Here is a 21,749-nt window from a genome sequence, read left to right as displayed (position 1 = left end):
ACAGACTCCGGCATGACGGCAAAAAGCAAGGCAGCTCCGCATGATCACCAGCGGAACTGCCTTGCTTTTTGAAAATCTGAAATAAATGGACCGAGACGAGACCGCAATCAGCCAAACAGCTCGTTAACCAGGTCCCAGTCCAGCTTCTGGATTACAGCTGTCAGCAGCGTCGCTGCCTGATCAAAGTCCTTTTTCGCCATAATGGCATTGTGTGTATGAATATAGCGCGTCGGGAAGCCAACCGACAGGGTTGGACAGCCTTTGCCGCTCAGATGGAACTTGCCGCCATCGGTTCCGCCTCCAGGGATGGAATCGACCTGCAGCGGAATATTCAGCTCCTCTGCCGTATCCATCACCAGATCACGCAGACCGTTATGCGGAATCATGCTGGCATCGAAGAGCAGGATTAGCGGACCGTCACCGACACTGGTCTGCACCGGCTGGGATTCCAGACCCGGCATGTCGCTTGCGACTCCAACATCAAGCGCAAAAGCGATATCCGGCTCCACCAGATTGGCGATCGTCGTCGCCCCGCGCAGACCGACTTCTTCCTGTACAGTCGCTCCGGCATACAGTACATTGGGATGTTCCTGCTGCTGCAGACGCTTCATAACTTCAACAGCGAGTGCACAACCTGCACGATTATCGATCGCTTTGCCGACCCACAGTTCATCATCCCGCATCGTCGTAAATTCGGATACCGGTACAATCCAGTCACCCGGACGCACGCCCATCGCTTTGGCATCGTCCGCATCTCTTGCGCCGATATCGATGTACATGTTTTTGAGCGGTACGACTTTCTCGCGTTCAGCAGCCTCCAGAATATGAGGCGGTTTGGAACCGACGATGCCGATATAATCGCCTTTGCGTGTTTTCACTTTTACCCGCTGAGACATGACCGAATGAGGCCACCAGCCGCCCAGCTGCTGGAATTTGAGATAGCCTTTTGACGTAATGCTGGTTACCAGAAATCCGATCTCGTCCAGATGGCCGGCGATCAGCACTTTGGGACCGGCTTCACGTCCGGTTTTTCGACCAACAATACCGCCGAGGCGATCTTTGAGTATTTCATCGGACAACGGTTCCAGATAAACCGCCATCTTGTCCCGAACATTCCGTTCAAATCCGGATACTCCATCCGTCTCGGTCAGTTCCTTCATCATTAGTGTCATTTCATCCATGCTGTCGTCTCTCCTTTTACAGTAGCATAGTGGTGAATATAGGCCATGTCTTCTGCTATACATACTCTGTCCTGCTGTCCTTATGCTTGATGTTACCTTTCCGGCATAAAGGTCCCGAAAACAGAAAGCTATGAGATTGATTGTATGGCAACCTGACGTTATTCGCAAACATTCTGCATTGTTCTCATGGCGGGCGGTTTGGAACTTTCATATACCAACGGGTACATACACGTATCATTTGTGCAGCACTGTATAAAATGATAGTCTATCCTGCATGCGATTGCTTCTCCGGACTGTTATCCTCTTATCCATATCCTAGATGATGCGAAAAAGCACGCTTCATGCCTTTTTACCGGGCAATAAGCGTGCTTCATTTTTAACGATTCGGCTTATGATTTCTTGATCGTTATGCCAGACAACATTATTCATCAATGCCCAATCGTTCTTTCCATTAGAGTGTCGTTCCTGCCGCATCCCATTCCAGACTCTCAAGGAATCGATAAACATCCTCAAACACCAGATCATGCTGCTTGTCCATGGTAAGAATATGACCGGACTGATCATACCATTTCAGCTCCTTGACCGGCACGGTCAATTCTTCATAAATGATCCGGGCACTTTCGTGGTACAGCTCTTCATCCAGCTCCCCCTGCATAATCAGTGTGGGCGCAGCGATGCGCTTGACCTGGCGCGCTGTTGAAGCAATCAATTCGCGCAGCTGATCCAGACTGTGCAGCGGCTCGGCAGCCAGTTCCTGCAATTCCCTTTGGATCTGCGGCTCGTCCTTGCCTTCTATGGACTTGAACCAGTGGGCGTATTCGAGCACCCGTCTGAGGATATCCTCATTGCCTTTTTCACGTACAGGCGCACACATCGATACAATCGCTTTGGCCGGGAAAAGGGTACCGAGCCGCAGGGCAAACACCCCACCGAGCGATACGCCGACGATCGCAATTTCTTCGTACCCTTCCCGCTCCAGGTATTCATATCCTTCTACGGCATCTTTCCACCATTCGGATGGCTTGGTATGCAGCAGTTCTTCCGGGGTACTGCCATGCCCCTTGTACAGCGGTCCATGGCAGGTATATCCTCGATCATTGAGGAAACGTCCCAGCTTACGGACATGCAGCGTATTGCCGGTATACCCGTGCAGCAGCAGGGCAGCCCTCGCTCCCCCGCGATAGGTAAATGACTGAGGCGGAACCAATTTCATCCGGATCATCTCTCCAATTCTATTTTCTCTATACTATAAACAGAATGGCTGCTGTAACAGCAGAACCAGATGTAAGGATACCACAATTGCAGGAGAGAGCCTAATTGGGTGGGGGGCATCTACTTGAATCCACTCGAATCTACTTGCATCCACTTCAGAAAAGAATAAGAGCACGTCCTCCGGTTAAGCCTGGAGATCCCTGAATTGGATATTAGAAATGGGGATTTCCAGGCTTAAAGGTTGTCCGCTGCTCTTATTTCTTTTCTTACGTTCCGTGGATGGAATGCAGTTGGAGTTGCCTATCTACTTTAAATGCAAAGCTTGTTTCAAGTTCAAAGCTTTCAATTCGTGTATTCATATAACTTTTACGATGCAGATCCTCTATCCTATTCAATGAGGGCAGCAGGGATGGGATACGGGACGGTGTAGTCGGCTTGTTCGATCCAGGTGCCTGTGGTGAAGTCTCTGCCTCGGACGCGTACATGCGTTTTGTGAATTTCTACGTAGTAGCCTTCGCTGCCTTGCAGGTATTCGTCTTGGTCTGTCCACAGGTAGCCGACGGATGAGGAGTTGAACATGGCCGGCAGTTGGCCCTGACCGTCGTAGTAGGTGTGCGGTGCGCCGAGCTGCCAGTGGGTATGGCCGGTGAACAGGATGGTCTGTGGGTAGCGGGACAGGATGCGGCGCAGCTGCTCGTCCTGATGGACCCCGTACCAGCCCTGCTGTTCCAGAGAGCCGGCTACCGTATTGATGAGCGGCTGATGCAGGAACAGGAAGATCGGTTGGTCCGGGGAAGACTGTTCGGCCAGCTTGTGATCGATCCATTCCAGCTGCTCGTCCGACAAATGGCAGTCTTTGGACAGCGGCTGCTCGGTACCGATGAAGATAAAATGATATCCGCCGATCCAGTGATCGTGGTAGGAACCTCTTGTACCCGTCGCTTCGTTAAAATTGCCGATTCGGCGCTGCCACAGCTGCCGGGCCGCTGCGGAGTCTTTTTCCTTTTTCAACGATGTTTCTGCGGCCATCTGGGCCTGGTACTGTTCCCACAATTCCAGCAGCTGCTGGCCGGTCAGTCCAGTCAGTTCCTGCGGCGCTTCCTCCCAGATAAAGTCGCCTACATCATGATTGCCCATTGTAAAAAAGAACGGTGGCAGCTGCTCCCGATACGGCTCCCATATCCGGTGCAGCTCTCTGTATTCCGCTTCCAGGCCATGATCCGTCACATCGCCCACATGCATAACGCCGAGGCTGTTCTGACCATATCGGGCAATATCCGCGAGTGCCTGTTCCCAGTGGAGGTTGTGAATATGCTGCGGATCGTCGGTGACATGTGTATCCGTAATGACCTGAAAGCTGGCTAACGGTTGATCCGGACAGCACTTCTCCTGCTGTCCGATGAGGTTCATTTCCGATTGCTTCATTGTGCATCGCTCCATTTCAATCCGATAATTCCGACAATAATCAGCACCATCCAGCAGACGGAGGCTATTTTCAATCGTTCTCCGAAAAAGTAGTAACCGGCAATGCTGATCAGCGTGATACCAACGCCCGACCAGATCGCATAGGCAATACTGATCGGCATATAACGAACTGCATAGTTCAGCATGGTGAAGCTGGCTCCATAGCAGACGAACATCAGTACAGACGGCAGGATGCGACTGAAGCCATCCGACATTTTCATCATAATCGTACCGGTCAGCTCCAACACGATGGCGAGTATAAGCAGAACCCAGCCTGTACTGCCAGTCATTTCCGCTCCCCGCCCTGCCGCAGCAGCTGGTCAAAGGAATCGATTACCACGTCCGCCGATTGAATATTATCACTGCTGCCAATCCCGATCGTCAGCAGACATCCGGCTGCCCGGCCCATCTGCATATCGCCGCTTGTATCGCCGATCACGACGGTATGCTCTGCCGGGATACCAAGCTGCTCACAGGCCAGCTGTACCATATCGGGAAAAGGCTTGCCTTGAGGTACTGCATCATTACCGACGATCACATCAAAATAATCGGTCATGCCCATCCACATCAGATGCTTGCGGGCATTGTCCGTATCATCTGCAGTGACTACGCCAAGCCGTATTCTATTCTCCCGGCACTGCTCCAGAAATTCCCGCACACCTGGCAGCGGATATGCAGGCTTCGAACGTTCCATAGCGAGATTCGCTTCGCCGATACAGTCATAAACGATCGATTTGGATACGGCCCAGGACAAGCCGGCTCGATAACCATGCCAGATCAGTACGGCATAGACTTCTTCCATCGTGCCCATCGCCAGCGGTCCCTGGGTGTCGTAATCGGTCATCTGTCCGTGTTCATCATGCACCGTTCCCCAGATGTACGGAATCTGCCCCTGTTCCAGAGAGCATCCGTGCTCGGCCAGACGTACATTCACCAGCCGCATCACTTCATCGGTCCAGAATCCCCACATCCTGTTAAAATCCAGCAGTGTGCCGTCCTTGTCCAGCAGCACTGCCTGAACATGGGACGGATCATCCAGTAGGCTTTTCGCCTGCTCCAGTGGATGGCTTATGTTTTTTATCATTTCAGTCATCGGTGTTGGTCCCTTTCCTTCGTGTACCTGAAGACAGTGTACAGCGCCATCGGCTGCTGTACACTGTCATGGTTCATCGTTGCGACATGTTATTGGTGGTTAGCGGCTGTTTACACGATCCAGTTCCTGCTGTGCCTTTACCTTGGCCTCCTGCAGCGCCTGGGCAGCCGGGACATTGTTGATTTGTACCTGGTCGGCAGCTACTTTGAGCGCATCGGTAATTTTGCCGCCGGTCGGGTCCTGGAATGGCGGTGAAGCATGGGATGCCTGTTTCAGCGGCACTTCAATTTGCGGATTTTTCTTGCTGAACGCCTGGAAAGCAGGATCTTGCAGTGCGGATTGACGAACTGCGATATAGCCGGTATTCATCGACCATTGTGCTGTATTGGACGCCTTGGAAAAATACGTCAGCCATTTAAAAGCGGCCTGCTGCTGCTCTGGACTTGCTTTGGCCGGGATGCCTGCCATAATCGCATTGGCGACCGATTTCCCTTCGCCCACTGCCTGCCAGCCCGGCTGCTCCATTGCTCCGACGATTTTGAAGTCCAGATCTCCCTGATCGCCGCTGGAACCGGTATATCCCGCTGCTCTATTTTTCATCACATCGTCAATCGTTTTGTACCAGTATTCCCAGCCCTGTCCGCCGGAGTGGATCGTCATAATCTGGTCTTCGTGAATCCATTTGCGGAACATATCCCATGTCTCCACCCATTCCGGGGAGTCAATCATGACGGTCTTGCCATCGTCGCTGAGAATTTTGCCGCCTTTGCTCAGTACGGCATCCATCATATTGTCACTGCCCCACATTGGCTCCCAGCCGTAGAACGTGGTTTTGCCATTTTCCTTTTTGGTCATTTTGGCAGCAGCTGCCGCGAGCGCTTCCCATGTCGTGAGGCTTGCCGGGTCGATGCCGTTTGCTTTGAGCGTATCCTTGCGGTAGTACATGACCTGGGTCGTACCGTACATCGGCAGGAAATACTGCTTGCCATCCACCTGTCCCTGATTCAGGAAAGTCTGTACAAAGTCTTCTTTCTTGAAATCCGGATCTGCTGCGATCAGCTGATCCAGCGGTGCATAATAGCCTTTTTTGGCCCAGTCGATATTGGAACTGAGTACCGCAGCCGGTACCTGTCCGGAAGCGATGGCAGCTTGCAATTTTTGCCCGGTCTCATCATAATCTGCCTGCACGATGCCTTTAACGACGACATTTTTTTGGGAAGCGTTGAACTCATCGATCGTCTTTTTCATATTATCGCCCAGCTTGCCGCCGAGTCCGTACCAGAATTCGATTTCAACCGGTCCCTGGGATGCCGTGCCGCTGCCTGCTGCGCTCGTAGAGCTGTTGCCCGGTGAGCTGCAGGCGGTAATCATCAGGAAGCTGGCGACCAGCATAAGCGACAATCCGGATTTACAGTTCAGCGGCCGGGAAGTACGTCGCCCTGCTGCAGAAGAGAGCAGATGCGCGGAGATGCCGGCTGGATTTTTGATAGATTCGCTCTCTGTAATCACGTTAAAACGTCTTTTGAAGATTTCTTTTCCAAATAAGCGTAATGGTTTCATAACATTCTTCCCTTCTCATTTTCATTATTGGACAGAATCGCAATACAGCTGCCGGATTAGTTCTTGTTCACGCCTGCCGACATATTCACGCTCTGCATAATCGTCTTCTGGGTAAATAAAAACAGAATTAGCAGCGGTGCAATTGTAAACGCGCTGGCGGCCATAATTTGCGGCCATTTCAGACCATAGGCTCCTCCCTCCACAAAGAAGCTGCGCAGCCCTGCCGAGACGAGCTGCAGATCAGGACTCTTGGTGATCAGCATTGGCCAGAAATAGTTGTTGTACTGCTCAATAAAGGTAATGAGCACCATCACTGCAAACGTCGAACGTGCCAGAGGCGTGATGATCGTCCACAGTATCCGGAAATGGGAAGCTCCATCCAGCTGTCCGGCTTCCACCAGCTCATGGGATATCTGCATAAAAGCCTGCCGGATCAGGAAGATCGAGAATACACTGACACAGTTGGAGAGGATCAGCCCGGTATAACTGTCCAGCAGCTGCAGCTTGCTCAGCACGAGATAGCTTGGCAGATAGACGGCTGTACTCGGGATCATGTAGCCGAGCAGCACGACACCGGTGAACAGCCCTTTGAGCCGGAAGCGCATATGGGTCAACGCATACGCCATCATGCTTGAATTGATAATCTGCAGCAGTGAAATGGCGGCTCCAACACCGATACTGTTCAGAATATAGCGGGCGAATGGAGCCGCATGCCATGCATCCACATAATTGCTCCAGAGAAAGGTCTCCGGCCAAAATGTCGGCGGAAAGCGAAAAATTTCATCATTGGTCTTGAATCCGCTCATGACCATCCAATAGAATGGAAAAGCCATCAGCAGACTGATCACCGTCAGCATGACATACCGCAGCGCCGTACCGCCGCTCAGACGATAACGGGTCACCGTCCCGTCTCTTCGGCCTGCCGCTCCATTACTGCGCGATCTCGACCGGCGTCGTCCGGGGGTCACCGGTTCATACGACGTTGTATCCTTGCCTGCTCCTGTCATATTCACTGGTAATGCACCATCTTTCTTCCAATCAGGAACGAGCACCCTGACAGCAGTACACAGATCAGAATAATAACGACTGCCACTGAAGAAGCCTCCCCTACGTTAAATGCCTCAAAGGCGGATTGATAATACAGATACAGCAGCGTGCGCGTCGATCCCGCCGGGCCACCCTGTGTCATGACATTGATCTGGTCATACGCCTGCAGCGACTGGATCGTCAGAATAACGGCCAGGAAAAAGGTCGTCGGTGAGATCAGCGGCAGCGTAATATGGCGGAACCGGCTCCATGCTCCCGCTCCGTCCATCGAAGCGGCTTCCAGCAGATCCGATGGCAGATTACGCAGCGCTACCAGATAGAAGATCATCGCCCAGCCGACCGATTTCCACAGAGTAACGATCAGAATGGCAACCAGTGCCCAGTTGGAATCCTGCAGCCAGCCGATACCCGCAATACCAAACCAGCTGAGTACATGGTTCGCATAACCGACATCCGGCTGGAAGATCCATGACCAGACGATCGATACTGCGACAGTCGGTGTAACCCATGGCGAGAAAATAAAAGCGCGATAGATGCCCGATGTCCGCAGCTTGCTGTTCATCAGCAGAGCCAGCAGCAGGCCGCCGATCATGATCGGAATTACGCTGCCGATTCCGAACAGGGCAGTCACTTTCAGTGCCTGATAAAATTCGGGATTGCCCAGCAGATAACGGTAATTGTCCAGTCCGACGAACAGCTTGTCCGGACTCATAAAGTCCCAATCCGTGAAGCTCAAATAAAATATGTATCCAAGAGGTCCCAGCCAGAATACCAGCAGTGGAATGACGGCTGGCATTGTGAACAGCAATGCCTCTGTCTCCCGGAATATTTTCGTTTTCAACACATCCACTCCCGTGTTCAATTTTTCTTTAATAATTCTTTCAAAAACGTATTTTTCATGTTTATATGTCTTCCGTACAAAAAATATTGTACAATCAAATAAGAGATCATGAGTTATCCCAGTGTAAAAACATCGATGAATATTGTAAATTTTTCAGCTTTTTCTGGAAGTTAATCACAGATTATGAGGTGATATTGTGGAAAAGGAAATAAATGAGATGCCTAATAAGAACTCCCGTTCCAGACAACAGGAGCTGCGAACCGAGATGATTGAAGCGATTGCCCAGACGATGGACCTGTACGGGGTGAATCATTCGTTCGGTCAGCTCTATGGAGTAATGTATTTCGAGGACCGTCCAATGACACTGGAAGAAATGAAAAACGATATGAATATGAGCAAAAGCAATATGAGTTATGCCGTTCGCTCCCTGATGGAGTCACGCATGATCAACAAACTTGACGAGAAACGCGACCGCAAAGACCAGTATCAGGCAGATACCAATTATTTCAGCACGTTCCAGAACTTTTTTGGCACCAAATTGCAGCGGGAGATCGACGTCATGACCGCCTCCATGGAAGAAGTCATTCCCCAGCTGTCCGAGATCATCCTCTCCCGGCATACCTCGGCCGAGGAACGGGAAAGCTGTCTGCGTGATTTGCATAAGCTGCAGCATGCCCGGCAGTATTACGAGTGGCTGCAGCATTTTGTGAATCAGCTGCAGGCAGGCGCCTATTTCCCGCCTCCTGCCCAAGATGAGTAATCTAGCAGATTGACGAAAGCAGCTTTTTGTTCAATGATGGATAAGACGGCAAAACTGTTGCCTCTATTCTGTCTTACATAAGGAGTGTTACACATGAAATACCGCAATCTTGGCAATACCGGCCTCAAAGTAAGTGAAATCGCGCTCGGCAGCTGGCTTACCTATGGCACCGCCGCCGAGCAGCAGGCCGCAGATCAGTGCATCCGTACCGCATTTGAATATGGTATTAATTTTTTCGATACGGCAAACGCTTACAACCGCGGCGAAGGAGAAAAGGCGATTGGTGCCGCCTTATCCGCCTATGAACGCTCCAGTTATGTGCTAAGCACCAAGCTGTTTTTCCCGATGGGCGACGGTCCCAATGATCGCGGTTTGTCCCGCAAACATATTATGGAGCAGTGTGAAGCAAGCCTGAAGCGCCTGGGTACCGATTATATTGATATTTATTTCTGCCACCGGTTCGATCAGGAGACCCCGGTCGAAGAAACACTGCGTGCACTGGATGATCTGACAGCCCAGGGTAAAATCCTGTACGCAGGTGTCAGTGAATGGAGCGCCGCCCAGATCGCCGGTGCGGCAGCGATCAGTGAACGTCTCCGTCTGCGTCCGCTCGCTTCCAACCAGCCGATCTACAATCTGTTCGAACGTTATATCGAAGATGAAGTACTGCCGGTGTCGATGCAGTACGGACTGGGCCAGGTGGTCTTCTCCCCGCTCGCACAGGGTGTATTGACCGGCAAGTACAAACCGGGTCAGGCGCCAGCTGCTGGTACGCGTGCTGCCGATGATTCCGTCAACCAGGTGATCAACAGCTATCTGCGTGAAGATGTACTGCATGTCGTCGCCGAACTGAATGAACTGGCAGGCAGCATGAATATCTCCCTTTCCCAGCTGGCTCTCGCCTGGGTACTACGTCAGCCGGGAGTCAGCTCGGCTATTATCGGCGCCACCAAGCCGCACCAGATTCAGGAGAATGTAGAAGCGGTAAATATATCTTTGAATACCGGGGTGCTGGAGCAGATCGATGAGATCATGCTGAAAATCAAGGACTTTGCTCCGCTGCGCTGATCTGTAACTCCTTTCGGTCTGTACCTGCATTCGATCAGCGATTGCAGCAAGCAGTTTAGGCATGGAAGATGAGCAGGTCAGGGACTGAAGCTGATGCGCATCAAATCGCTCTGCCCAGCTCCCCCGCCGAGGGAGGTTTTCCAAAGTTATGGAAGTACAATTCAAAGATACGGTAATCGAAGCGGTTCAGGGTGATATCACCCGGGAACATGTTGATGTCATCGTAAATGCCGCCAATTCCAGCCTGCTGGGCGGCGGTGGTGTCGATGGAGCGATTCATCGCGCAGGCGGACCGGAGATCCTGGAGGAATGCCAGCAGATCCGCGCCCGACAGGGTGGCTGTGACACTGGCGAAGCCGTTATTACGACTGCAGGACGAATGCCAGCACGTTATGTGATTCATACAGTCGGTCCTGTATGGAATGGAGGCAGCAGCGGTGAAGATAATTTATTGCATAACTGCTATCTCAATTCACTGTGGCTGGCAAATGAGCATGACGCGACGACAATTGCTTTTCCGAATATCAGCACAGGCATCTATGGTTATCCCAAATCCCAGGCAGCCGACGTAGCCATCCAGGCTGTCAAGGAATACGTCAATCTCAGCGGACAGGGTCATATGAAGCGTATCCGGTTTGTCTGCTATGATGCGGAGAATCTGGCATTGTATGAGCAAAAGCTTCAGCAGGCTTTTAAATAACAGCGTATAGCATAAATAAGCGCAACAAAATAAGACCCTGATTAGATAGGGATCCCTGTACAACCGCTTTGCATGATGAGCAAAGATAGGAGAACAGGAACCTCTATTATCAGGTCTTGTTTTGTGTATACCGTTATATTGTCTTTCTATAGCCCAGCCAATTAATTACAGCAGGGCATTCAGGCAAAAAGCACCTTTCTCACGGATGCGGATATCGAAGATCGATGTACCCAGTGTCTTCTCGATCAGCTCTCTGTAACCTGCGGCATGTTCATTGGGCACAACCGCCAGAATCACACCGGCAAATCCGCCACCATGCAGACGACAGGCGCCTCCGCCGATATCCTGCAAATAGATCTCTGTAATCGCCAGTGCGACGGCCATGCTCTGATCGTGATGATCCGAATCCCGGTAGCAGTTTTGCAGCCATTTCCAGGAGGAATTGCCCGAAGCGGTCAGCAGCTGCAGGAAAGCCGGCATATCATCCTTACGCAGCGCCTCGACCTGACGATCCACCCGGCGATTCTCTTCCAGGAAGTGCATCGCTCTCAGCACCGCACGGTCTCCTGCCTGCTCCCGCAAGCGCAGCAGTTCTCCATAGATCTGCTCCAGCGTAATATCCCGGCAGTACTCGGCACCAAGAGCCTGTGCCACAGCAAACATCTCATTGGGCACGCTTGCATAATCTTCGGTCAGATCCGCATGATTGCCGCCCGTATTAACGACCATCATCGAATATCCGGCAGCCCCAAAGTCATACTGCAGCTGCTCTACCTGCGGCTTGGACGGATCGGCAAAGTCCATCGCTACCATACCGCCATACGCACAGGCCATCTGATCGAGCAGACCGGATGGTTTGTTCCAGTACTGATTCTCGGCATATTGACCGATTTTGGAGATCTCCGCTGCATCCAGTCTGCCCTCATTATAGAAATGATTCAGAATCGTACAGATCAGCATTTCAAAAGAAGCCGACGAGCTGAGTCCGGATGCGGATAGTACATTGGTCGTCGCATAAGCGCGGAACCCGCCGACATGCAGCCCTTTCTCACGGAAACCGGCCACGATACCTCTCAGCAACTTGGTGGTAGCGCTCTCAGAATCCTCTACAGATAATTCATTCAGATCGACTTTGAACTCTCCCTCATACCCTTCGGAGACAAGTACGATAACCGGTTCTTCGGTCGGTACAGCCGCTGCGATCGTATCGAGATGAATACTGCCAGCCAGCACTTTGCCATGATTATGATCGGTATGGTTGCCGCCGATCTCTACCCGTCCAGATGCGCTGAACATCTGAATCTGCTGTAGGTCCGCTTCGTATCGGTTCAGGAAGCTGCCGATCATCTGTTCATACCGATTCAACTGCATCTCCAGCTCATCCTGTCCGTACAGTCCGGTGAGCAGCTGCTTCATGCCCTCTTGGTGCATATATTGCTGTGCTTGTTCAACTGACTTCATGATGTTCCCTCCACTTGAGTAGTATGTATTACGGATTGCATAACCAGTTGTCTGTATGCCTACCTGTCTAAGTATAATCATGTCGCCCCCGCTAGGACAGGATAAAATTCCAATATTCACGACAATTTGCAAGTCTGTGTCTGTCGGTGACCGCGAATTCGCTTGATCCTATTCGTCTTATTTTCGTTACATTCCAATAAAATACACCCGGCATAGAATACCGGGTGTATGGATAGCCATTAACGTATATTTTGTTTTTGGTAAAATACTTCGTTGATTTTGGATCATTCACACCATTTCCGCTTACTTTTTGCTCAGATCAACGAAACGTTTGAGCAGCTGACGGATATTACGGAAGGACTTCAGACGGTAGTTGGCATGCGTATTACCGGAGCCTACTTTGATCGAGAATGCATCTTCCGGCAGTGCATCGAAGAGATCCTCATCCGTATGATCATCGCCCACACCGAAGATAAAGTCAAAGTCTTTGCCCTGCAGCATCTGGTGAGCACCATGGCCTTTGTTCATGCGGGTATCCTTGATTTCCAGCACTTTGTTGCCTTCCAGAATGCCGAGGCTCATCGATTGTGTAATGGAGAGCAGTGCTTCACGCAGCTCATTACGTTTCAGCATACCGATTTCCGGCTCACACTGTCTGTAATGCCATGCGAGAGAGTATTCTTTCTCCTCAATCAGGGAACCCGGTGTACGGTCGGTGTACATTTCCAGTACGTGGCGGATCGATTCTTTCCAATCGTTATCCACGCTCATGGTCATTCTCCACTCACCGCCCGGTTCACGCAGCCACAGGCCGTGGGAGGCAATGATATGCAGATCCAGATCGCCCAGCCAGTTCTCGATGACATCACGATCACGTCCGGTAATAATAACAACGGTATTGCGCTTGTCTGCACACAGCTGTGTCAGTATCTGACGCAGTTCCTCATCCGGCTTGGCCTGATCCGGCGTCGGCTTAAAGCCTACCAGCGTACCATCGTAATCGAGGAACAGAACGCGTTTTTCGGTTTCCATATACGCTTTTTCCACATTGGAAGGTTCGGACTTGATGTCTACCACATCTTTGGTCTCCACCTGGGAATCTGTTGTATTTTTGAGAGCTTCCAGGAACTCATCGGCCCAGAATTTTACATTATAACGAGAAATCCGGCGATGCAGCATTTTGTTGCGCTCGATTTTCTCGTGGTCCGGCATATCAAGTGCCGTTTTGATACCGGCTGCAATCGCACCGTAATCATTGGCATTAACGATAACCGCTTCACCCAGTTCACTCGCTGCTCCGGCCGTTTCACTCATAACGAGCATGCCTTTGTAGTCGTTGCGGGCTGCAATATACTCTTTAGCTACGAGGTTCATCCCGTCGCGCAGCGGCGTAACGAGCAGCACATCGCTGTTGCGATAGAATGCAATCAGATCGTCCTGGGTAAAGGTACGGAAAAAGAACCATACCGGCATCCAGCTGAGCGTACCGAACTGACCATTGACCGCGCTGACCAGCTCTTCAATCTCGCGCTTGAGATTATCATAAGCTTCTACCCCGACACGGGAAGGCGCGACGATCAGGTTCAGACGGACTTTCTCATGATATTCCGGATACTTGTTCAGGAACTGCTTGAACGCCTTGATCCGCTCCGGCAGTCCTTTGGTGTAATCCAGACGATCAACAGAGATGATATTCTGTACGGATTTGGTGCTTTCGATAAATTCCAGCGCTTCGTTCGACAGATCGCTCTGTACGGACGATTTAGCGAAATAATCGTAGTCAATTCCCATCGGGAATGCTTCGACCTGTACACTGTAAGTCTCATAATTAACTTTGTACAGGTTGTGCTCCTTGCCCAGCAGACGACGTACGCTGCTCAGGAAGTGACGCACATAATCATAAGTATGGAATCCAATCAGGTTGGCACCCATGAGTCCTCTCAGGATCTCTTCGCGCCAGATAAGTAAACGGTAAATTTCAAAAGATGGGAACGGAATATGCAGGAAGAATCCGATCTTGGTATCCGGATATTTCTCACGGATCATCTGCGGCAGCAGCATTAGTTGATAGTCGTGAATCCAGATTGTATCATTTGGTTCGATAACCGGATCAATTGAATCGAAAAATTTCTGGTTCACTCTTTTGTAGGCTTCCCATGTATCTACATTGTATTCGGTCGCATTGGTAAAATAATGGAACAGCGGCCAGATGGTTTCATTACAGAATCCATGGTAATACTGTTCGATCTCTTCTTCGGACAGGAAGATTGGCAGGCAGTTGTACTCCTCACGCAGCTCCTGGTCAATATCTTTCTCGTCCTGTTCATTCAGGTCATTGCTGGAAATGCCCGGCCAGCCGGCCCACAGGCTGTCCCCCTGCTCATGATAGCTTTTCAGCCCTGTAGCAAGACCGCCGATACTTTTACTATATTGAAGATCGGACTCAGTTTTTTTCACTGTTACGGGTAAGCGATTGGATACGAAAATTATTTTACTCATTGAATCTCCTCTCCTAACCAAAGTATAAAGTAGACTTGAATGATAATGTATGAATGGATGGTGCTCGGTAAAACCGGTGCTCCTATTGGTCAATGGCAAATTACCCTTATTTGCACATTCCGACTCAGCCCTTGCTAATTAAGTTGCATGATTGTGTCACGCAGCGTATATATTAACATGGCAAAAAGCCCGGAAACTCAATGTTTTCCGGGCTTTTGCTCTTTCTGATGCGGTTGGTCATTCAGTTTATACTTGAAACATTATTTGATCGCCTGTGATCAGCCTTTGGTCAGGATCAGTTCGAGCTGCACATTGATATCATTCTCTGTCGTCATCACTACAGAATGGGGATTGGTCATGCCAAAGTCCTGGAAAGTAACCATCGTTGTACCGGATAACAGAATCTTGCCATCCTGGTAGACGCCTTTGGCATCAAATGTCACTTCTTTTTCTACCCCTTTGACCGTAAGAGTGCCTGCCATTTTGAATTCGTTTGTTGCACCGGATACCCATTCGGATGGAAGTCCTTCAAATGAAGTGGCTTTGAAAGTGGCATTTGGGAACTTGCTTACATCGAAAAAGTCTGCCTGCTTCACATGCTCGTCACGCTGAGCTGTACCGGAATCGACAGCGCTCATATCGATCTGTCCTTCGGCGGACATCTGGGCAGGATCATCCACGTTCACTTTCCAGCTACCTGATACTTTGTTGTCCACAAAGTTGACGGTTTCCTGAGAAGTGGTTACTGAGAAATACACTTTGGAAGCATCGCTGATCGCCCAGTCGCCGTTCAGTTCCGTACCGGTCACATTTGCTCCACTTGTTGCTGCCTGGCCTTTAGCGGCTGCCGCTTCTGTCGGAATCACCTGCTGAATCTCCACTTTATTTCCCATATAGCTCTGCATAAATGTATATCCACCGACAGCCAGCAGCACCACGACAACTGCAGAAGCGATAATCCAGTTTCTTGTTTTTTTCGTCATTATATTCTCTCCTTTGGTTAGGTCATGACGTAAGTATAGTAGGTTAATGTGTCAGGAATATGTCGATGATCCTGCAGATTAAAAAAAGGATGGTACTTAATGATAAAGCTTGCAGCCCAATTTCCTGCCCATGTACAATAGATATAAAAAAGTAAGTATTATGTACAGACACGATACTACTCGGCAAGGAGCTTCACCCTTATGAGTCTGATTCTGATTGTTGAAGACGAACCGGCAATTGCCCGCGTTTTGTCCGCTTATTTAAAAAAGGCCGGCTTTGATACCGAGCATGCGGCGGACGGCCAGACCGCCATGGAGAAATTTCAGTCCTGCGCTCCCGCTCTGGTCGTGCTTGATGTTATGCTGCCCGGCATGGATGGATGGGAGCTGCTGCAGCTGATTCGGGCACAGGGCGCCTGTCCGGTCATTATGCTGACCGCACGGGACAGAATCGAAGATCGGCTAAACGGACTGGACAGCGGTGCTGATGATTACATGACCAAGCCATTCACCCCGGAAGAAGTGGTCGCACGGGTCAATGCCGTACTGCGGCGGCGTCCGTATCTGACGGATGCGGCAAGCAAAAGGCATTTTGGCAATCTGGTCCTCGACCTCGCAGCCAAGCGCGTCTATCTGAATGGCGCTGAAGTTCCGCTCAGTCCACGGGATTTGTCGCTGCTGCTGTTTCTGTCCGAATATCCCAACCGTACTTTTACACGGGATCATCTGATTGAACAGGTGTGGGGCATGGATTATGAGGGCAGCGACCGGGCAGTCGACCTGTCCATCAAACGGCTGCGCCAGTCTCTCTCGCACTGGTCAGCGCAGACCGGAGAGATCCGTACACTACGAGGAATGGGGTATCAATTTTGGCTAAACGAGTAAAACGGGCACGCTCCACGTCGCTCCTGTCCTACTGGACGATACGATACTTCATTATTTTATGTATTGGCTTCACCATTATTGCCGCTGCTGCCATCTACTGGATGCGGGATGCCACGATGGAGAGCCGTCTTCAGACAGCCGGTCTGCTCGGTCAGGAAGTCGCCGACCGGGTGACTTCACCGGGAGGGCAGCTCACCATCCCTCCCAAGCTGGATTATATCGTCAAAAACAGGCTGTTCTTCTTTAATATTGATGAATATATCTGTCTGATGATTACGGACCAAAAAGGCGACCTTAAGTTCTCCCGGCCTGCCATGACCGAGCAGCAGATGCGTGACAAGCTGACCGACGATCTGAGCCAGCCGCGGGATGACCGCTATGTGGCGATCACCACCCCGATCGACAGCGATAACAAACAGCTCGGCAAAGTCATCATTCTCCAGTCCAAAAAAGCACTCACTTACAGTCCGCAGGAGATGATGGTCTCCATCCTGCTGCTGACGATTCTGATTCTGACGGGCTGGCTGACCCTGTATCTGCTGTCCCGCAAGCTTGCCCGTCCACTCGGCAGTGTCGCCGATGCTGCCCAGCAGATCCGTCTGGGCAATTATGATGTGCAGCTCAATATCCATCCTCCTGAACGCGAGATTCAGCAGCTCGTATCTTCGTTTGAAGATATGGCCCGGCGGCTCAAACATCTGGAAGAATGGCGCGCCCTCTCCCTGGCCGGAGTGACGCACGAACTGAAAACACCGGTCACCTCGATCAAAGGTCTGGTCATGGCTGTACGCGATGAAGTAGTTGTGCATGAAGAAGCCAGGGAATTCCTCGATATCGCACTCAAGGAATCCGATCGGATGGAACGCATGGTCGCCGATCTGCTGGATTACAATGCGTTTGCTTCGGGCAGTGTGGAGGTACGCCGTGATGAGCTGGATCTGCCGGTGCTAATCGCGGAAGTGATCTACCAGTGGAACCTGCTGCATGATTCCAGCATAGTGCAGGTAATATCCGAACTGCCGGATTCCTCCCTTTACACGGTCGGGGATGCCCTGAGAATCCAGCAGATTCTCGTCAATCTGCTGAACAACAGCCTTCAGGCGGTGACGCCCGGGCAGACGCTCATGCTGCATATCGTGATGTATGCTGAACAGCAGCATATCCACCTCGAAGTAACCGATAATGGCACTGGCGTAGCACCGGAGGAGCAGGATTATATTTTCGAGCGTTTCTATCGTGGTGAACGCAAAAAACGGGCTGTACGCGGTCTTGGGCTGGGTCTGACTTACAGCCAGCTGCTGGCACGCGCCCAGGGTGGCGAGCTGCTCCTGAAAGGCAGCTCGCCCTCAGGCACTACCTTTGTCCTGCAGATGCTGCGCGATACCCGCTCCCTCCAGTCAGCTGGCTATACAGCAGCCAAAGACACCTATAGCGTCAAAAAACTGCTGCCCGGCGTCCCGACGATCCCACCGGGAGTGGGAACGAATAAATAGAGTATGTACAGGCATATTGTATAAAAGCCTGTCCCTGAAAATGGGCAGGCTGCGCTGTTCTCATTCGTTTATGTTGTATGGTGCACGATTACAATTGCGATAAAGCAATATCAAAATAATGAAATAAAAAAGCTCTGCCCCAGAATTAACAGGTATACCCAAATGGTCATTCGTTTACCCAAAGGGTTCTTGAATGACCATTTTAAGGAATACATTTTAACTGGCGGCAGGGCTTTTTGTGATGATTGATTATTGTATTTATTTTGAGAGGAGATCCATACTCCGGCATTCCTGCTGCCGCAAATGATCTGCCAATTATAATCTTCAAGCGATTCATGGATGTTCTATGTTCATACTCAGGTTATCAGCGGCTCGGCTCGACCTGATTATTCGCAGGCAATTCCGTCTTTATCACGGTCCAGACGAATCCGGTAACCTGGATCTCCTTTGTACAGTGGTGCTTTGCCTGCTTTGCGTACAGCTGTGCAGTTTTTGTAATAGACGGTTTTGCCTTTAACAGCTGTATAGGCGGATTGCTGTTGTGCCGGCTTGGCTTCTGCCGTTGTAGATACCGCAATTCCTGTACCTGCAAGTAGTGCTGCGGTTAGTAGACCTGTACATACTTTGTCCATCAATTTCATCGTAAATAGCCCCTTTGTATTTGGATGATTACAAGATGATGCTACTGCAAAATATTACTTAATTAGTTAGATTACGAAATGTATCATATCACATATTTATGTTTTATTTTACCTTTTTCCAAAATAATTATTAACTAAATAGCAGATAGTATATTCCACAACGATAGGTGCAGAAAAGTGCTATTTTTTATGATTTATCTATTTTGAATTTTTCATGTGTTGAATTAATTTTATTAGTATAAAGAATTTGTTAGTGTAAAAAATGGCTGGATTTTCTTGTTTCGTATTTTCGTTTCGTTCATAAAATAAAATCGTTCCTATCGTTCATAATGTTTGTGAATCCGTATATAAGTGCGCTCTAATTACCGACCTGACCAGCGGCACAAGCGCCAAAAAATATGCAAAAACGCTCCAATTCCTTTTTATCAGGAATTAGAGCGTGTTATCAATATAAAATTGGTCATGCTTCTTCCCATTCCGGGCGGAACCGGTACAGCTGGGACGGGCGGTGACCGGCATCCCGTGTATACTCGTTGGTCGCCAGCACACGCGGAGCAATTTTGCGGCGGAAAGCCGATGCCAGCAGCTCACGGTCCAGAATCGTCTCATACACCTGCTGCAGTGCAGACAGGGTGAACAGCGGCGGCATCAGATTGAATACGATATCCGTATATTCAATTTTGCTGCGCAGCCGCTCTACCCCATAAGCGATCATTTTGGCATGGTCAAAGGCAATGCCTTCGCTCTCCAGCACTTCCCAGTGCACGCCGGTAATCGTACCGCGGTAAATACGGGTTGCTTTTACGATCCCGGACAGCTCCATATCCTGATGACACAGGTTGATATGAATTTCCCTTTCCAGACGGCAGCTGTCCGGCAGATGAACCTTGGTCTCTTGCTGAATCCGATACTTCAGCTCAAACCAGCGTGCATCCCGCGCATCCTCTCCAGCCTGCACCTGCTGTGCCGATGAATCCACCAGAGCCATATACGACGTGCTGATCACCCGTGTGCGCGGATCACGCTCCACCGCTCCCCACGTATACAGCTGTTCCATATAAATGTCATCCAGCCCGGTCTCGCTTAGCAGCTCTCGCGCCGCAGCTTGATCGACACTCTCGTCCATACCGACAAAACCTCCCGGCAGCGCCCACTGTCCGAGAAACGGATGCTCTCCGCGCTGGATCAGCAGCAGCTGCAGCGACTTTTCCGGGAGTTTGCGATAGTTATCCTGCTCCTGATCCATAATCGTAAAGATCAGCATATCCGCAGTAACCGAAGGGCGGTCATACATACTGGCATCGTATTGATCAAGAAACTGCTGCTCGGTAAGTCCATGATGATTCAGAGAATACTGATTTGTCATGCATTTGCCCCCATCTTTATCGAAAGGTGTTACAGGCACAGCCTGTTTGTTTACTAATGAGTGACAGGAATGCTGTCAGAACACTGTGTTAAGAAGTTTATCCGAATATGTATCCACTTTTCTCTCCACTTCCGCTCTTATCCGCCTCTGTCTGTCTACTCATGGAATTAATTATCATATTGTTAATAACATAAAGTTAATGTATCAAATTCCGAATTTAAATGTCAATGATTACAGTATAAAGGTTGAAATTCACCTGTTAGAAGAGAGATAATAGAAGGAGGGACATATATGAACTGGGTTGCTGTCGGATCGTCCAACCTGGTTGCCGTCTCCTACGATAGAGATCGTTCGATTCTGTATGTCCAGTTCCGAAACGGTCATGATTATGTATATTATAATGTTCCATCCGATATGTATTACCGTCTACTGGATGCGCCTTCACGAGGGGCCTTTTTCAATAAAAATATCGCAAGACGTTTTCATTATGCACGGTTATGACCAGTGAGTAATATAACCTGTTGCTTTTACCGATATAAATAGTGCAAGACAGCCATTTAGCAGACCGGCTATAGACAGGAAGCAAGTCCCGGATAAGGAGAGATGAAATGAGAGTTAACCCTATTGAGGCTGTACGGCGTATTACAGCCGAAGTTGCAGCGTATACCCGGCAGATGCTGATCCGTCGCGAACAAAAGCAAGCTGAACGTTCCGAGCAGCAGATCCAGCAGACCGCAGATACGGCTGTTAATTTTGATCATTTACTGGAGAAAATCCCGCAGAGTCAGGCACCCAAGTTGGAACATATACAGCAGGTGCCTCGTCCTCAGTCGGTGAGCTTCAAAATGTCCGCCACAGCGGTACAGGACATGCCGATCGCCTCGCAGCAGCGTCTATCGACTGCCCAGAAGGCGTATGAAGTATCCATGCTCGATCAGAGTATGGTCACCATTGAACCTTTTGATTCACGTGCCTAAATGTGCATGTGATAGCGAATAGGATAGCATAACAAAAAGCACCTTTTCCTCGGAAAGGGTGCTTTTTGTTATTTATACCATCTGCTCGCGCACTTCGTTATATGACCATACGCATGGATGCGCATAACAATTATATTACGACGTAGGTTCTGCTGCGCCTTTTACTGCCTTGACATCATAACGGGCATGAGTTGCATTCAGTACGTATTCAGGCTTCGGCTGGCCGGCATTTTGGCGGTGTCCCTGAATATGGGCATCGCTTTTCTCCCAGTTTTTCCAGGCTTCCTCGGATTCCCAGCGGAACAGAATCACGACTTCTTCCTCGCCCCGGCGGGTTTGCTTCACCATAATCTCAATATTTATAAAACCCGGCTGCTGCTCGACGAGCGACCCCGGCTTGCTGAAACGTTCAACGACTTTGTCGGCATTACCTTCACTGACAGTCATGGTACGAATAATTACGAACATTGTTTATACCTCCTCATTTAGCTCACCGGCTTCCATCCCATAAGGCCGGC

The 21,749-nt window shown here is 50.1% G+C and carries 20 protein-coding genes and 1 pseudogene; 7 read left to right on the top strand and 14 right to left on the bottom strand.

Annotated features, from left to right (window positions below):
- Nucleotides 1-107 precede the first annotated feature (107 nt).
- From M1D61_RS09270 to M1D61_RS09235, 8 genes are all read right to left on the bottom strand, one after another.
- Entirely contained in the window at nucleotides 108-1,181 is a 1,074-nt protein-coding gene (locus M1D61_RS09270; RefSeq protein ID WP_458122078.1) for a M42 family metallopeptidase, read from the bottom strand.
- 451 nt (nucleotides 1,182-1,632) lie between these two features.
- Complete coding sequence (locus M1D61_RS09265) at nucleotides 1,633-2,394, bottom strand: alpha/beta hydrolase (protein ID WP_458122077.1); 762 nt, start codon at nucleotides 2,392-2,394, stop codon at nucleotides 1,633-1,635.
- A 386-nt stretch (nucleotides 2,395-2,780) separates the two neighbouring features.
- On the bottom strand, nucleotides 2,781-3,818 hold the full coding sequence (locus M1D61_RS09260; protein ID WP_458122076.1) for a metallophosphoesterase family protein: 1,038 nt from the start codon (nucleotides 3,816-3,818) through the stop codon (nucleotides 2,781-2,783).
- A complete protein-coding gene (locus M1D61_RS09255; RefSeq protein WP_458122075.1) occupies nucleotides 3,815-4,147 on the bottom strand; it encodes a DMT family transporter in 333 nt (110 codons plus the stop codon). Before M1D61_RS09255 ends, M1D61_RS09260 begins: the two co-directional genes overlap by 4 nt.
- On the bottom strand, nucleotides 4,144-4,950 hold the full coding sequence (locus M1D61_RS09250; RefSeq protein WP_458122074.1) for an HAD family hydrolase: 807 nt from the start codon (nucleotides 4,948-4,950) through the stop codon (nucleotides 4,144-4,146). The genes M1D61_RS09255 and M1D61_RS09250 overlap by 4 nt, the downstream gene beginning before the upstream one ends.
- 99 nt (nucleotides 4,951-5,049) lie before the next feature.
- Nucleotides 5,050-6,342, bottom strand: a complete 1,293-nt coding sequence (locus M1D61_RS09245) for an ABC transporter substrate-binding protein (RefSeq protein WP_458122459.1) — start codon at nucleotides 6,340-6,342, stop codon at nucleotides 5,050-5,052.
- Nucleotides 6,343-6,566: 224 nt separating this feature from the next.
- Complete coding sequence (locus tag M1D61_RS09240; RefSeq protein WP_046215217.1) at nucleotides 6,567-7,367, bottom strand: carbohydrate ABC transporter permease; 801 nt, start codon at nucleotides 7,365-7,367, stop codon at nucleotides 6,567-6,569.
- A gap of 152 nt (nucleotides 7,368-7,519) precedes the next feature.
- Complete coding sequence (locus M1D61_RS09235) at nucleotides 7,520-8,353, bottom strand: carbohydrate ABC transporter permease (protein ID WP_046215216.1); 834 nt, start codon at nucleotides 8,351-8,353, stop codon at nucleotides 7,520-7,522.
- A gap of 262 nt (nucleotides 8,354-8,615) precedes the next feature.
- On the opposite strand from M1D61_RS09235, the gene M1D61_RS09230 reads away from it, so the two are divergent.
- The 3 genes from M1D61_RS09230 (at nucleotide 8,616) to M1D61_RS09220 (ending at nucleotide 10,926) form a co-directional block, all read left to right on the top strand.
- Entirely contained in the window at nucleotides 8,616-9,158 is a 543-nt protein-coding gene (locus M1D61_RS09230; RefSeq protein WP_458122073.1) for a GbsR/MarR family transcriptional regulator, read from the top strand.
- Between the two features lie 93 nt (nucleotides 9,159-9,251).
- Nucleotides 9,252-10,226, top strand: a complete 975-nt coding sequence (locus M1D61_RS09225; protein ID WP_046215110.1) for an aldo/keto reductase family protein — start codon at nucleotides 9,252-9,254, stop codon at nucleotides 10,224-10,226.
- 148 nt (nucleotides 10,227-10,374) lie between these two features.
- Entirely contained in the window at nucleotides 10,375-10,926 is a 552-nt protein-coding gene (locus tag M1D61_RS09220) for an O-acetyl-ADP-ribose deacetylase (RefSeq protein ID WP_458122072.1), read from the top strand.
- A 165-nt stretch (nucleotides 10,927-11,091) separates the two neighbouring features.
- Here M1D61_RS09220 and M1D61_RS09215 read toward each other — a convergent pair whose 3' ends face one another.
- From M1D61_RS09215 to M1D61_RS09205, 3 genes are all read right to left on the bottom strand, one after another.
- On the bottom strand, nucleotides 11,092-12,387 hold the full coding sequence (locus M1D61_RS09215) for a galactokinase (protein ID WP_458122071.1): 1,296 nt from the start codon (nucleotides 12,385-12,387) through the stop codon (nucleotides 11,092-11,094).
- Nucleotides 12,388-12,690: 303 nt separating this feature from the next.
- Nucleotides 12,691-14,886, bottom strand: a complete 2,196-nt coding sequence (locus M1D61_RS09210; RefSeq protein ID WP_458122070.1) for a bifunctional alpha,alpha-trehalose-phosphate synthase (UDP-forming)/trehalose-phosphatase — start codon at nucleotides 14,884-14,886, stop codon at nucleotides 12,691-12,693.
- Nucleotides 14,887-15,164: 278 nt separating this feature from the next.
- Complete coding sequence (locus M1D61_RS09205; RefSeq protein WP_458122069.1) at nucleotides 15,165-15,869, bottom strand: YceI family protein; 705 nt, start codon at nucleotides 15,867-15,869, stop codon at nucleotides 15,165-15,167.
- A 201-nt stretch (nucleotides 15,870-16,070) separates the two neighbouring features.
- On the opposite strand from M1D61_RS09205, the gene M1D61_RS09200 reads away from it, so the two are divergent.
- The gene (locus M1D61_RS09200) at nucleotides 16,071-16,754 is read left to right on the top strand and encodes a response regulator transcription factor (RefSeq protein WP_458122068.1); all 684 of its coding nucleotides are present in this window, start codon (nucleotides 16,071-16,073) and stop codon (nucleotides 16,752-16,754) included.
- The gene (locus tag M1D61_RS09195) at nucleotides 16,739-18,247 is read left to right on the top strand and encodes a HAMP domain-containing sensor histidine kinase (protein ID WP_458122067.1); all 1,509 of its coding nucleotides are present in this window, start codon (nucleotides 16,739-16,741) and stop codon (nucleotides 18,245-18,247) included. Before M1D61_RS09200 ends, M1D61_RS09195 begins: the two co-directional genes overlap by 16 nt.
- Nucleotides 18,248-18,633: 386 nt before the next feature.
- On the opposite strand, the pseudogene M1D61_RS09190 reads toward M1D61_RS09195, so the two are convergent.
- Nucleotides 18,634-18,750, bottom strand: a pseudogene (locus M1D61_RS09190) (excalibur calcium-binding domain-containing protein); the annotation flags it as partial.
- Nucleotides 18,751-19,348: 598 nt separating this feature from the next.
- Entirely contained in the window at nucleotides 19,349-20,254 is a 906-nt protein-coding gene (locus M1D61_RS09185) for an NUDIX hydrolase (protein WP_458122066.1), read from the bottom strand.
- Between the two features lie 291 nt (nucleotides 20,255-20,545).
- Here M1D61_RS09185 and M1D61_RS09180 point away from each other — a divergent pair, with 291 nt between their 5' ends.
- Together M1D61_RS09180 and M1D61_RS09175 are read left to right on the top strand one after the other, a co-directional pair.
- Nucleotides 20,546-20,755 (top strand): KTSC domain-containing protein, encoded by a 210-nt coding sequence (locus M1D61_RS09180; RefSeq protein WP_458122065.1) that lies wholly within the window; start codon nucleotides 20,546-20,548, stop codon nucleotides 20,753-20,755.
- A 107-nt stretch (nucleotides 20,756-20,862) separates the two neighbouring features.
- Entirely contained in the window at nucleotides 20,863-21,231 is a 369-nt protein-coding gene (locus M1D61_RS09175; protein WP_458122064.1) for a hypothetical protein, read from the top strand.
- 135 nt (nucleotides 21,232-21,366) lie between these two features.
- Here M1D61_RS09175 and M1D61_RS09170 read toward each other — a convergent pair whose 3' ends face one another.
- Nucleotides 21,367-21,699: an antibiotic biosynthesis monooxygenase family protein gene (locus tag M1D61_RS09170; RefSeq protein ID WP_458122063.1), complete on the bottom strand. Its 333-nt coding sequence runs from the start codon at nucleotides 21,697-21,699 to the stop codon at nucleotides 21,367-21,369.
- Between the last annotated feature and the right edge of the window lie 50 nt (nucleotides 21,700-21,749).

It is taken from the genome of Paenibacillus sp. Z6-24 (assembly GCF_054161335.1).
This window is presented reverse-complemented; position numbering and strand designations above follow the sequence as displayed.